This is a genomic window from Aliidiomarina sedimenti (assembly GCF_003986955.1).
In the GTDB taxonomy this organism is placed as follows: Bacteria; Pseudomonadota; Gammaproteobacteria; order Enterobacterales; family Alteromonadaceae; genus Aliidiomarina; species Aliidiomarina sedimenti.
On the sequence record NZ_PIPN01000004.1, the window covers coordinates 123,193 to 136,445 of the forward strand.

Consider the following 13,253-nt stretch of genomic DNA (forward strand, 5'->3'; position numbering starts at 1 on the left):
CAACTTTATCACTTAGCTAATCAACGAATTGTTCTAGACTTATGACTTCGATGTTGAGGTCAACTGAAAGAACATTCAATCTAAGGGTTGGTGAAAAGTGAAAGGCGTCAAGCTGTGTATATGGAAAAAGGTCCCAATGAGGATATATGAGTACTAATTCACCTTTTGAATCCAAACATCTCGTACCATAAGCTAGCATCTGATAAACATCCCGCTCACTCAGGCCATAAGTTGGACCACCATTGTATACATCGAGCAATTTCCACTTGGTATCCATGATCCAGCGCTTATCACCAATAACAACTTCAATGTCGGGTCGCAGCTTGAATACGCCTTTGCCTTTGTGTTGGCAAAGATGCTCGGTAGCAAGCTGAGTTCTAACAGCGCCTTTGTCACCGATGGCTTTTCGCAGTTGTTCAGCAACATAGTTCTCGAATAGCCTTTCCATCGGGAAGAGCACGCTTATGCCGTGCCAGCCACCAGAGACTGCAAGTGGTAAATGTTGGTTGAGGATAAACTCACACCAAAGCTTAATCGGGCGGTAATGAGTCAGCAAGCGGTCTGTTGACCAAGATTTGAAGTCAGCCCTTGGATCTGATGATTCGGGCAGTTGTAGAAGCTGTGAGAGCATCTCATGGGCCAACCGCCAATTATCGTTGTCATGGGTTGCTGCGCACACTGCAACTAGCGCAGATTTGATAAGACGGTTTTCCGCTCTATCCGGTAAAAACAAATCATGACGGATATTGAATACATGAGCTTTGCCAGGTGACTCACGTAGTTGTTTTGTAATGTTGAGCTGTCCCCGTAAGAAGCGAGCTTCTTCTTCTCGCACTTGATAATCAAACTGTAGGCCTCGCTTGAGTAAAACTTCTAACTCACTCAGAAAACAGGTGATGAGCCATTCGCGGATGGGCATTTCAAATCGCTGAACATTTGCAAAGTCTGCCTCGCGAACCGAAATCTGCATTGAGGTTTTGATTAGCCGCTTAAGCAACGAGCGAGCTTCGGCTGAGGAAGTTTCCTCTGTTGTGTGCTTCGGTAGTACTTCAATCACCGTTCCGCAGGGTGACTCAAGTACACCAACGTAATTATCCAAACGAAGAAGCTTATGACTATCAAGCTCAAATAACGGGAGGCCATTGCGTCGAAACTGCTGTCCAAGCTCAACGAGCCAACGAAACGCAGATTCGCAAATATGTGCGCGGTCGAGTGTATTCGCCGTTACCGGTGCGGTGGTTAAATAGGCATATTCGCGAACAACAACCGTCGACGTCATTATTGAGTACTACCTACTTCATAAATCTGTTTGTAAGATGTGGTGTATTCAAAAGCAGATTCATTCAACCGCCAACGGTCACGTGAGTTTAGCGGCACATCGCCGGGGAACAGCTCATCAAAACTAATTGCATCATCTTTTACGATAAACGCATGTTCGTTCGACTTACTTTGGTCATTAAATACCCAGCGGATACGCTGCCAATCTTCAAAGAAGTATTCTTGAAGAAGCGGAATGATCTTCTGCTGAAAAACCTCGGCTAGGTCGGTTAAGGCAACGTTCGAATTGTCCCGCAAGTGGATAAAATAAGCGTGCCCAATACAGTGGTTTTTGTCCAGTAGGGCCGTAATTCGGCGATTGATAACATCGAGTATCTTTTCAACATCAATGCCTTCAACGATAATTCCTTTTAGCTCTTCAGAAAGTGGTGGCATTTCAATGAAATCGAAACGACGACGCAAAGCCAAATCGAGTCCTGCAAGCGAACGGTCGGCAGTGTTCATTGTTCCGATGATGTATAAGTTATCGGGCACCGAGAATCTATCGCCGGTCAGTGGAAGTGTTACCTCTAGCGCTTCTGTCGCACCTGAGCGCTTAGAAGGTTCGATTAGTGTGATCAACTCACCAAAAATCCGTGAGATATTACCGCGATTGATCTCGTCTATAATCAGCACGAAGTTCTGGCGCTCAACCTTTTTGTTGTTCAGCTTAGAACCAATCTCCTTCAATCGACGCACGAGTGATTCGTAGTATGGTTGCAAGCCACCTTTGATTTCTCGGTCGCCATTAAAAACAGCTTCTAAAGAGGTTACAGAGAGCGTGTGAACTGACTGCCCTTGGCTTTTATCGAAACGAATCGTGTTGGCATCAACTTCTGTAACGGTGAAGTTGCTACGGCGAGTTTTGATACTAATACCGTCATTACGGTCTTCTAATTTAGTTAAAAAAGCCTCCCAGGACTCATCAAATGACGTTGCAGCATCTTTAACCTCGCTAACTTGGTATTCTTTAGCCGCTTTAACGATTTGTCGGAAGATGCCCAGTCTCTTTTCATAGACCAAGTTTCCGTTATCAGTGTGTGCGGTAAGCCCCTCGACAAAGTCCTCGTAGCTAAAACTCTGATGGAAGGTGACGAACCGGATACGCCCTTTTCGAATAAGCTCCTGGTATTTTGTTTTTAATCCGTCTCGGTCGGCCCAAGTGAAACTTGGCTCTGCAGCCCTTACCGCACGTTTAATGGTCGTGAATGTTTTCCCTGTGCCAGGGGGGCCAAATAGGATTTGGTTGAGAGGCTGAGATACTTTTATCGATGAATTGTAGGCATTGTTATTGGATTCTTGAGCCTCATTTTGCGCTTGTCTGTTCTGTAGAGCTTGATAGACATTCCACAGAGCAACATTCAATCGAATTGGATCATAGTCGGTCGGTAAATGTTCGCTCAAGGCAGCCTTAAGCTCTGTGTTTCTTATGTACCAATCACCTTTTAAAGATAATTTTAAATCGAACTTCTCGTTTAAGTAACGAGCGACAGTGTTGAAAGCATCATCGATAACAGTCGATGTAACTTTCTCTGGATGAAGCGCCGCAAATACCCGATTGAGTACGGCAACATATCTGCGCTTTAATATGCGTTTTTGCTTTAGGTCTTCAATTTGCGAGAGAGCTTGTGAATATGTTGCGTGAGATGGTGATGATAAAATGTTCGCCGTAATCTCCGCTAAGTAGTCTTTCGCTTTGGTATATTCATCACCTGACAGTATTGCTTGGCGAATGCTTGCCACTGAGTTATCAGCCATAGCCCAGAGCTTTTCAAGAGATGGCGGTGATTCGGGATCGCCAGCAATTTCCTGGTACGTTTGGGTATATCGAGGATACCAGGCTTCAGATGATTTGTTCGTCTCGGGAGAGTGCGAATTGATAAATTCCAGGAAGGTCTGTGATTGGCTCATAGCTTTATTGTTTCCGTAGAGTATAGCTTTTAGCTACTTAGTTTCGCTCGCGAATTTCAATTACCTGATCTGGTGCCTCTTCTCAACTGATTTGCCGGAAATGTCCGCTACACGAACCTTCATGATTGGCCGTATAGTTATTCATTCCTGTAACTACCTCGTTCCTCAACCAAATGATATTAAAAGTAATTGCGCCAAAGCTGGTTCCGGTAGTGCAGTACTGGAAGGCTTCGTAATCTTCTTTGAATTGACGGTCTTCCGGAGGGCCAAGTTTCTCAACCACACTAGCTCTTGTATCGCCATAATTTATGTCGAAGATTGCTGATGGTTGGCTGGCGCAGCCAGCTAAGAGAGCTAGCGAAATAATTAAAACGGATAACTTCATAACAAAACTCCATTTTGTCCGGTTAGTATGCCAGTACTATAACTATTAATTAACGAATTTGGTATGAGGTCGTTCAACGCCTATGTATTTCGCCTCACGCTAGTTTGCGATATTGACTAGGAGACATTCAGCTGAGTAAAAGCTAACCTGTTCTAAATGACGGTTAATGAAAGGGACTTCTGTGTTTGGAGTTGGGAAAAGTTATCGACGAGCAACTGATATACATGAACGGTTTGGAGGTCAGCAACGAGGTGGTATAGCCACACCAAAAGACCACCGAGCTGTTTTTTTGTTTACTTCTCCTGGTGGTGAAGAGCACGGATATATCGATGGCTTTGTAGATGGTATTTTCATGTATACCGGCGAAGGGCAGCTCGGTGATATGAAAATGCAAAAAGGTAATCTAGCAATAAGAGATCACCAGGCCAACGGGAAAAAATTGTATATATTCGAAAAGCAGGACTCAAAAAGCCCATTCGTCACTTTTATCGGCGAGGCAGAGTGTATCGACTATCACGAAGAGAAGAGACCTGATCGAGATGGTAATCTAAGAAATGCCTTTGTGTTCCATCTTACTGTTGACTCGATTCTTGATAAAGAACAAGTGCATGAACCTAAGAAGATATATGGCGATTATACCGAAACAAAGTTGAAGAACTCTAGTTTGAAAGAGTTGAGAGAGCTTGCACTTGCGGCAGCATCCGCCTCACCTAACCCAACATCCAAAGAGCGAGCTTCGATCACTCAACTTCGTTCAGAGGCGATAAAACAATATGTGCTGAAACGTTCAAAAGGGATCTGCGAAGGTTGCGGAGATCCCGCGCCTTTTGAAACAAAGTCGGGTCCATTCCTTGAATGTCATCATATGACGCGCTTAGCCGACGGTGGCCCTGATCATCCGGAGAATGTAGTTGCCGTTTGCCCGAATTGTCACCGCCGGGCCCATTACGCGACGGATGCTAAGGAATATAATCAGACTTTAATAGATAAGGTAAGATTAATTGAGGATGAACTTGCTCTATAAAGCATTCCTTTGTGGTAACAAAAATGGTGACTATTAAGAGTGAGCCAATAGCTATTAGTCACCACGACAGACGAGCTTTTCAAACATGCCGATGAATATAAAGGGGCAGATCACGCCACGAAAGAGGCATTGCGCTGCCGAACGGCTTTATACCAAGGTTTTACCCAGCTAGAAAGAAAGCCACTCTGCACGGCAACAGCCATTGAGGTTTGTAGCACGCTTAAAAATGCGCAGATGGACATTCGCAAGATGCCGGGCACTATCATTGGCAACCAAACAACGGGAGCGGTCATCTATACGCCGCCAGTGGGGGAAGAGGTGATTCGAAACCTCCTAACCAATTGGGAGCGTTTTCTGCACGACGATGATGACCTTGATCCGCTTGTTAAGATGGCGGTGAGTCACTACCAATTTGAAGCCATTCATCCTTTTTATGACGGGAATGGCCGAACCGGTCGCATTCTGAACGTTTTATATCTTATCGAACAAAATTTGCTGACCCTGCCGATACTTTACTTGAGTCGATTTATTGTCCAGAACAAGCAAGACTATTACCGACTTTTAAACCAGGTCACCAGAGAGCAACAATGGGAGTCCTGGCTCTTGTTTATACTGAAAGGTGTCGAGCAAACCGCTGCACGGACCTGTGACAAAATCGCTGCGATTAAGGCGCTCATGGAGAGCACAGTCGAGCACGTAAAAACACAACTTCCAAAAATATATAGCCATGAGCTGGTTCAGGTAATCTTTGAGCAGCCCTACTGCCGAATCAGTAACCTGGTAGAGCGCGACATAGCAAAACGGCAGACCGCCTCTGTCTATCTGAAGCAATTATGCGATATTGGCGTATTGCAAGAACTAGCCTCCGGTAACAAGAACTAGCCTCCGGTAAGGAGAAGCTTTTTGTGAACTCGCGTTTAATGGCGTTAATAACACAAGCGCGCTGACCCCTCGTTTGAGCGACTACCGACCCAACTGTCTGATCCATTGCCCTTCTAATCGCCTTCACGTTGACATCATGAGCCATACTAGTTAACAAGTATGTAAAACTAACAGGAGATAACACATGTTCGAATATAAACGTATCGCGCTGGCTGTTTCGCTAGCGTTAGCGATAACTGCCTGCTCTGACTCGTCAGACCAGGCCGGAACTAGCACTGCCGAGTCACAAGCGCCGGCCGCCCAGTCGGGCACGCAGGAGTCGGAGCAAACTGAGTCTGAAAAGGCCAATCAGCTGTTTGAAGACATTTTCATGCAAACTGTGATGCGTAGCCCAATGTATCAGTCGTACCTTGGCATCAAGGACGACCAGGATAAATGGGACGATATTTCTGAGCAGCGCGCAGAAGAAGATCTGGAGTTTCAGCAAGCGCAGCTTGAACGGGTCATGGCTATAGACGAGTCGAAGCTGAATGATCAAACCCGGGTAAGCTGGCAGCTAATGAAGCAGCAGCTGGAAAATGACATTGCTGATTACGAGTGGCGCCATTACAACTACCCGGTTAATCAGATGTTTGGGATGCATTCCAGCGTCGCGTCGCTGCTGATTAACCAGCACGGCATTAGCGAAGTGTCGGATGCTGAGGATTACATCGCCCGCCTGAATGGCTTGCCGACACTGTTTGAGCAATTGGCAGAGAATTTGACGATTCGCGCAGAGATGGGAATTATTGCACCGCAGTTTGTCTACCCGTACGTCATCAATGACAGTGAAAATATTATTTCAGGCGCGCCTTTTGACGATGGCGAGCCGAGTGCACTGTGGGCTGACTTCACCGGCAAACTGGAAAGTCTGGATCTTGATGACAGCCAGCGGGATGAATTGATGAATGCAGCCCGGGAGGCGATGCTCGAGTCAGTTCAGCCAGCTTATGAAAACCTGATCAGCAAGGTGGAGGAAATTGCAGAGCAAGCCAATACCGACGACGGTGCCTGGAAATTCCCTGAAGGCGAAGCTTTCTATAACCATGCGTTGCAACGCACCACGACCACAGACCTCACTGCAGATGAGATCCACCAAATCGGGTTGGACGAAGTCGAGCGGATCCACGAAGAAATGCGCGGGATCATGGAGCAAGTAGGTTACGAGGGCACCCTGGAAGAGTTCTTCGTCCACATGCGCAACAACGAAGACTTTATCTACCCGGCAACGGAAGAAGGCCGCGCGCGTTATATGGATGAAGCAACAGCTTACATCGACAACATGCGTGGGCGCCTTGACGAACTGTTCCTGAACAAGCCAGAAGCTGATCTGATTGTTAAAGCGGTAGAACCTTTCCGCGAACAGTCTGCGGGCAAAGCGTTCTATCAGCAGCCTTCGATGGACGGTTCACGTCCAGGTATATACTACGCTAACCTGTACGACATGGCATCTATGCCAACCTATCAGATGGAAGCTTTGGCGTACCACGAGGGCATTCCAGGCCACCACATGCAAATCGCGATGGCCCAGGAGCTGGAAGGCATTCCAAGTTTCAGAAAGTATGGTCGTTACACAGCCTACACTGAAGGTTGGGGGCTCTACACCGAGCTGCTACCAAAAGAGATCGGCCTGTATGAAGACCCATACTCTGACTTTGGTCGTTTAGCGATGGAGTTATGGCGTGCGGTTCGTCTGGTGGTTGATACCGGTATTCATGACAAACAGTGGACGCGTGAAGAGGGCATTGAGTTTTATGTCACCAACACCCCGAACGCCCGCGCCGACGCGGTGAAGATGGTGGAGCGTCATATCGTAATGCCAAGCCAGGCGACTGCGTACAAAATTGGCATGATCAAGATCCTGGAATTGCGTGAAATGGCGAAATCAGAGCTTGGCGACGATTTTGATATTCGTGAATTCCACGATGTCGTGCTTGGCAGTGGCCCAGTCCCACTGAATGTACTTGAGCAGTTTGTAGAAGACTATATCAGCGAGACGAAAGGCTCATAGGTCTTGAAGTAAGCATCTGAAGTAAGTATCTGAAATAAGTAGATACAGTCAGCGCATCATCGGTCTTCCGGTGGTGCGCTTTTTTGTGCGCTAAAAAGTGTGTATACGTTCATTTTTACGCGCATAAAACTCAGCGGTATAACACGAGCTGCGTCACTAAGCTTCACTATGCTACATTAGCAGCCTGAGCCCTACAGCAGGCGACCAAGCCCATGCGTAAGACTGACAAGAAAACCGACCGCGAGATCATCAGGCAACTCACCGACCTGTGCGAAGCCGCCAAGGACACGCACCCAGGGTTCATCTGGCTGACCCACGAGGTCAACTACCAGCGCTTTCCGCAAAGTTTGAAGGTGGTGCTGGTATTCGATGATGAGGTGTCAGAAGCGTCCCTGTTGAGCGAGTTTCGCGACTTAATTCCACAGGTACAGGCTGCCCTGGAGCCGGTGATAGGTACGCTGCTACCCGCGGGGCAAATTGAAGCCCGGCGCGAGCATTTGCTGCATTGACCCTCCTCGTTCGGTTACCAAATACGTCAAAGGAACATCCATGAAGACCATCAAATCAGGCACGTACCAACATTACAAAGGCCCTTTATATGAGGTCATCGACACCGTGCGCCATTCCGAAACCAACGAATGGCTGGTGCTCTATCGCCCGCAGTATGGCGAGCGCAAGCTGTGGGTAAGACCGTACGATATGTTCGTGGAAACCGTTGAGGTGGATGGGCAGAGCGTTGCGCGCTTTGCGTGGGTTCCTGAATCGTAGGGAAATCGGCTATCCAACAAGTTTTAGAATAACCCAAGGAGCTGGTATGGGCCTAAGTGATTACATCGAAGCATTCAAAGACGTAAGGCCTAATCGGTCGGGTGGGAGTGCGAGTCCCCACAAGGTGTGTATGCTTTTTGCGGTAATGGATTTAATCGAGGATGGTAGCGCTGGGCTGAACGGGATTTATTATAATGACGAGCTAAAGAATCGGTTTGCCTGGTATTTTGAAAAATTCAGAAGCTCAAAAGATCAATTGAATACGGCCAATCCTTTCTTCTATTTGCGCTCCTCGTCGTTTTGGCACCATGCTATCCACGTAGGTAAGCAAGTAGATTACGGTCGCATCAATACCCCCTCGGATAAGTCAATTAACCAAACTATCGCCTATGCGTATCTGGATGATGAGTTATTTTTCTTCCTGAAAGATGCCACGACTGCTGCCGTATTACGTAATGCGTTGGTTGAGAACCTCGATACGCGTGAAGAGGGTTTTAAACGCTGGGCTTTGTCTATTGGTAAGACAGAAAAAACGGTAGCTAATTATACTCAGGCGTTAAAAACTTCAATTCCTAACTGGCTTTCAGACGCCGGACAGTGGCACACCAATTTGCTTTCAATTTCGGACTATTTTGCACTCGTTCGAGTGATGGATAGCGCGCTAAAAGTTCAAGAGTTCGTAGACTATAACAAGCGTGGTAAGGGCATGTATCTGGCGGCTTTGAAGATGTATCGAGCTTACCTTGACGAATTAACGGATGCCACGGCGCAGCATGATGTTGAAGTAATTGAACAAGATACATCACTCGAGCCCACGGTGAAATCAAGTTTAGTACAGGCTCGTCGCGGGCAGGGCAAATTCCGTCGGCGTCTTATTGACAGCTGGCAACGTTGCGCCGTAACTGGGTACGACAACATTTCACTTCTGCTTGCTTCCCATATCAAGCCTTGGTCTTCTTCCGATAACAAGGAGCGGCTGGACCCTTTCAATGGTCTATTACTGATTCCGAATCTTGATAAGGCTTTTGACTTAAATTATGTGTCGTTTGATGAAAAGGGGAAAATCCTGATTTCTGACCAACTTGGTGAATACCAGAGCTTAGGTATACACGATGATATGACGGTGCCCTTGTATGCAAAACATCAGGAATACATGGCGTTCCATCGTGAGGTGTTTCACAAAAAAGGAATTTAATTTATTGAAGCCTGCGCATCAACAATAAGGTGTACCAGGTTGTTCCTTGTCGCTGAAGTGCGTCTTCGCTTACGTGTTCTGCTGCGCATTTTAGGGCGAGTTTATTGCATAACGCCTTTAATTTATCGGTCGTTATTGGGTTAAATAAACGCCCATGAGGGTCGCGATCTTTGTCGTTTATATCGGAGCGCGACGCTGGTATTGAGATCAGTAGGCGCCCGTTTACGGTAAGTAGATTCAGCAGTGTTAGTAACGTGGCTGGTAACTGCGGAGGCGGAATGTGCATGAGCACCGCAGAACATATGATGCCGTCGTATTTCTGATCGATAGGTAAATCATTCGGTACAGTACCCGCGAATAATCGAGTCGCAAGTTGAGGGTGTTTGCTAATTGCTAAATCACGCAGTTCTTCCACTGGCTCGGCGCCATAAGCATCAAACCCCAGTTCTAGTAACCTACGCACATCGCGGCCTGAGCCTGCACCAACATCCAGCACTTTGCTGCCGGGTGAGAAGCTTGAGCTGAAATGCTCGGCGATACCGCTTTGGCTCACGGCTTCATAACGCTCGAAAATCTCTTCGGCGTTGTCGCGGTAGTACTGGAGTGTTGCTTCGTCCGTGTGCTTCATTCGGGTATTATGGTTGGAAAGCGTATCGGTTTTATATCATGCTTGTTGCCTGGTTGCAGTCATCACCTGCTATCGTAACTAACAACCCCATTCCACGGAGTCGTCTATGTCGCTAACCCACGAAGCTGAGTTCAGTTGCCCTTATTGCATGGCGCCGAATTCGATTGAGATTGATCCGGTCAACGATGTGCAGCAACAGCAAATTGTGGATTGCCAGATCTGTTGTCAGCCGATTGAGGTGGTGATTGTTGAAGCGGCGGACGGTGAGTTTGAAGTCCTTGCCCGCACTGATGACGAGTAGTTTTTTGCCGAAGCGACTGGACCCTGTTTTAGTCATTTCCTTAGCGCAGCTATTTGGTACCTCGCTGTGGTTTAGCGCGAACAGCGCGGGTAATGATTTAATGCAGAGCCTGCAGCTTACGCCGACGGGGATTGGTTGGCTGACCAGTGCGGTGCAGGCGGGCTTTGTGCTTGGTACTTTGGTGGTGGCGCTGTCGGGCATTGCGGACCGATGGCGGGCGAGCACGATATTTGTTGCCAGCGCGATTGCTGGGGCTCTGTTTAATGTGCTGTTTGCCTGGTTTGCTGATGGCCTTAGCAGCGCGCTCATTTTGCGGTTTCTGGTTGGCTTGTCGCTGGCGGGTATTTATCCGATTGGCATGAAACTGGTGGTGAGTTGGGCGCCTGAACGCACCGGCGCTGCGCTGGCACAGTTGCTGGCGATGCTGGTACTGGGCACGGCGCTCCCCCATGGCTTGCGTGAAGTTGGCGCCGATCTGCCCTGGCAATGGATTATTACTGCTTCTTCTGTGCTGGCGCTGTTTGCGGCGTTGCTCATTCATTTGTTGGGTGACGGGCCTTATGCGAACGGGCAACTTTCGGCGCCAACTAAAGCTCAGGGAAAGCCGCTGGGGGTGATGGACGCGTTCAGAATTCGTGGCTTTCGTGCTGCCGCTGTTGGCTATTTTGGTCACATGTGGGAGCTCTATGCATTCTGGACCCTGGTGCCGTTGTTGCTGGCCCGCTCGCGACTGGTCGACAGCTATCCGATGCTGAGTATCTCGCTGATGTCGTTTGCGATCATTGCCATGGGCGCGATTGGTTGTTTGCTTGGCGGGTCGCTGTCTAAACGTGTCGGCAGTGCCCGGGTGGCGTTATCAGCGCTGGCCTGTTCGGGCATTTGCGCGCTTATTTTTGCACTGGGCTGGCGAGACTTACCTGAGTTGTTGCTGGCTCTTTTGCTGCTGGTGTGGGGTGCGTCGGTCAGTGCGGATTCACCTCAGTTCTCGTCCATGTCGGCACAAGCCTGCCCGCCGCAACTGGTTGGGACGGCACTGGCGATTCAGAACTCGATCGGCTTTGCCATTACCATGGTCTCAATAGCGGCGGCGATGGCGCTGTTTGAGCATGTGGGTATTGATGCAGTCTGGTTATTAGTGCCAGGGCCCGTGCTGGGTCTGGCCGGCTATATGTACATTATGCGGCGCTGAGCGCGGGAAGGCAGGGTAAAGAGTAGGTGGAGATGGAAAAAGTAGCGGACTGCTGTCCGCTACATCAATGTGGCTAGCTTAGAACGAGTATTTAATCGACGCTAAGGTGCCAGAAATGGAGTTTTCGAACTCAGTGTTAAGGAACGTTGGCTCGATATCTAAGAACACCACTTCAATGGCGATGGTCAGATTTTCGTTGAACGCATATTCACCGCCCAGCCCCCAGTAGATGCTGTTTCCAGTGTCGCTGAAAGACAAAGATTCGCCACTACCGCTTTCAGTAATCGCAAATTCGGTATCCCAGAATGCAACGCCTACACGTCCAAATAGCTGAACTGAGTCGCTGATTGGGTAGAAACCTGTAGCCCCTACTTTAAAAGCGCTGGTGTTAAAGGTTTCATTGAGCCCGGCTTCAGAATGCTCGTACTCGCCGAAATCAGCGTAGCTGACGTCAGCCGCGATGCTTGGCGTGAAGTTATATGATGCGCGCAGGTTAATTCCAGTACCGGACTCCTCGTTGGCGAACCCTGGCGCTGATAAGTCCTGAGTGAAAACACCCACGCCTGCCTGAACTGAAAAGCCTTCTAAATTTTCATTGGCACTGGCTGTAGCGAATGCAGAGGCGGCTAAGATACTGGCTAAGGAAGTGAATTGAACTAGTTTTTTCATGGTGGTCCCTTTATATAATTAAGTATGTCCTTGAAACTTACTCTTCTCCGAGAGTGGCTGGATTATATAAAATCAGTGCAGTTAAGTTAAGCAAATTCGTATAGTTAGCAGGCACTTACGTGTTTTGAGCGCTAATTATAACGATACTGTATCGGCGAATGGAGGGCTGCATACGCCGCGATCTTGCCGAAACATAAGTGAAAAATGAGCGAAACATGACTTCTGTTGAAATGAATGGTTGACTTAACTTCAGATGGGCGTAGTCTAGGCGTCGTTGGATAAGTAAATATTATTTAGATCTTCAATTCGTTGCACAATTATTCGTAATTATCTCCGTCCTGTTGTTTTAATCTTTGTTATTTCCTTTCCGAATTCCGCTCAGGCGTTAGTTTAAATATAAAATTTAATTTTAATTTAAAGCGCAGTGAGCTCACTTATATATAAATTTCAGGATATTAATTATGTCTAATACTGTAACTGGTACTGTTAAATGGTTTAACGAAGCTAAAGGTTTTGGTTTTCTAGAGCAGCAAGGCGGCGCAGATGTGTTTGCACATTTCAGCGCAATCGCTAGCAGCGGCTTCAAAACTTTGACTGAAGGTCAAGCGGTTGAATTTACTGTTACTCAGGGTCCTAAGGGTCCTCAGGCAGAAAACATCGTAGCTGTGTAATTATTCGAAGTAGTCGCCGTTCGCGGTAAACTACTTCAATAGATTACGTTGCTAAAAGCGCACCTTCGGGTGCGTTTTTTTATGCCTGTCACTTTATTTTACCCCCTGAATTCAACTATAGTTTGACCTCTTCCTCATTCTGGAGCCTGCCGCCATGAACAACTAAGCCTGTACACATGCTTTATGTAACCAGGGTTAGTGGGTTAGCCTCACTCAGGCTTTACCCCGCCCCGCGTTCACCATCTTCACGGTAACCGGAGGCG

General features: G+C 47.7%; 14 protein-coding genes. 9 read left to right on the top strand and 5 right to left on the bottom strand.

What is annotated here, in order from left to right; translation table 11 throughout:
- Positions 1-16: 16 nt before the first annotated feature.
- The 3 genes from CWE12_RS09605 to CWE12_RS09615 form a co-directional block, all read right to left on the bottom strand.
- A complete protein-coding gene (locus CWE12_RS09605) occupies positions 17-1,279 on the bottom strand; it encodes an McrC family protein (RefSeq protein ID WP_126789498.1) in 1,263 nt (420 codons plus the stop codon).
- Positions 1,279-3,228 (bottom strand): McrB family protein, encoded by a 1,950-nt coding sequence (locus CWE12_RS09610; protein ID WP_126789499.1) that lies wholly within the window; start codon positions 3,226-3,228, stop codon positions 1,279-1,281. The genes CWE12_RS09605 and CWE12_RS09610 overlap by 1 nt, the downstream gene beginning before the upstream one ends.
- Before the next feature lie 82 nt (positions 3,229-3,310).
- Complete coding sequence (locus CWE12_RS09615; RefSeq protein WP_126789500.1) at positions 3,311-3,613, bottom strand: hypothetical protein; 303 nt, start codon at positions 3,611-3,613, stop codon at positions 3,311-3,313.
- A gap of 166 nt (positions 3,614-3,779) precedes the next feature.
- Between CWE12_RS09615 and CWE12_RS09620 the strand changes: the two genes are divergently transcribed.
- The 6 genes from CWE12_RS09620 to CWE12_RS09645 all read left to right on the top strand — a co-directional run bounded on the left by CWE12_RS09620 (position 3,780) and on the right by CWE12_RS09645 (position 9,532).
- The gene (locus CWE12_RS09620) at positions 3,780-4,637 is read left to right on the top strand and encodes an HNH endonuclease (protein WP_198675730.1); all 858 of its coding nucleotides are present in this window, start codon (positions 3,780-3,782) and stop codon (positions 4,635-4,637) included.
- A gap of 129 nt (positions 4,638-4,766) precedes the next feature.
- Positions 4,767-5,519: a Fic family protein gene (locus CWE12_RS09625; protein WP_126789501.1), complete on the top strand. Its 753-nt coding sequence runs from the start codon at positions 4,767-4,769 to the stop codon at positions 5,517-5,519.
- A gap of 184 nt (positions 5,520-5,703) precedes the next feature.
- Positions 5,704-7,569, top strand: coding sequence for a DUF885 domain-containing protein (locus tag CWE12_RS09630; RefSeq protein ID WP_126789502.1), 1,866 nt, complete (start codon positions 5,704-5,706; stop codon positions 7,567-7,569).
- 212 nt (positions 7,570-7,781) lie between these two features.
- Positions 7,782-8,078, top strand: a complete 297-nt coding sequence (locus CWE12_RS09635) for a hypothetical protein (RefSeq protein ID WP_126789503.1) — start codon at positions 7,782-7,784, stop codon at positions 8,076-8,078.
- A 40-nt stretch (positions 8,079-8,118) separates the two neighbouring features.
- Positions 8,119-8,337, top strand: a complete 219-nt coding sequence (locus CWE12_RS09640; RefSeq protein ID WP_126789504.1) for a DUF1653 domain-containing protein — start codon at positions 8,119-8,121, stop codon at positions 8,335-8,337.
- A 130-nt stretch (positions 8,338-8,467) separates the two neighbouring features.
- Positions 8,468-9,532: an HNH endonuclease gene (locus CWE12_RS09645; RefSeq protein WP_157981959.1), complete on the top strand. Its 1,065-nt coding sequence runs from the start codon at positions 8,468-8,470 to the stop codon at positions 9,530-9,532.
- 1 nt (position 9,533) lies between these two features.
- On the opposite strand, the gene CWE12_RS09650 is transcribed toward CWE12_RS09645, so the two are convergent.
- The gene (locus CWE12_RS09650) at positions 9,534-10,160 is read right to left on the bottom strand and encodes a class I SAM-dependent methyltransferase (RefSeq protein ID WP_126789506.1); all 627 of its coding nucleotides are present in this window, start codon (positions 10,158-10,160) and stop codon (positions 9,534-9,536) included.
- 106 nt (positions 10,161-10,266) lie between these two features.
- Between CWE12_RS09650 and CWE12_RS09655 the strand changes: the two genes are divergently transcribed.
- Together CWE12_RS09655 and CWE12_RS09660 are read left to right on the top strand one after the other, a co-directional pair.
- Complete coding sequence (locus CWE12_RS09655; protein ID WP_126789507.1) at positions 10,267-10,461, top strand: zinc ribbon domain-containing protein; 195 nt, start codon at positions 10,267-10,269, stop codon at positions 10,459-10,461.
- Between the two features lie 4 nt (positions 10,462-10,465).
- Positions 10,466-11,650, top strand: coding sequence for an MFS transporter (locus CWE12_RS09660; RefSeq protein WP_241984183.1), 1,185 nt, complete (start codon positions 10,466-10,468; stop codon positions 11,648-11,650).
- A 78-nt stretch (positions 11,651-11,728) separates the two neighbouring features.
- Here the strand turns inward: CWE12_RS09660 and CWE12_RS09665 are convergent, their stop codons facing one another.
- Entirely contained in the window at positions 11,729-12,319 is a 591-nt protein-coding gene (locus CWE12_RS09665; protein ID WP_126789508.1) for an outer membrane beta-barrel protein, read from the bottom strand.
- Positions 12,320-12,780: 461 nt separating this feature from the next.
- Here CWE12_RS09665 and CWE12_RS09670 point away from each other — a divergent pair, with 461 nt between their 5' ends.
- On the top strand, positions 12,781-12,990 hold the full coding sequence (locus CWE12_RS09670; RefSeq protein WP_126789509.1) for a cold-shock protein: 210 nt from the start codon (positions 12,781-12,783) through the stop codon (positions 12,988-12,990).
- Positions 12,991-13,253 lie beyond the last annotated feature (263 nt).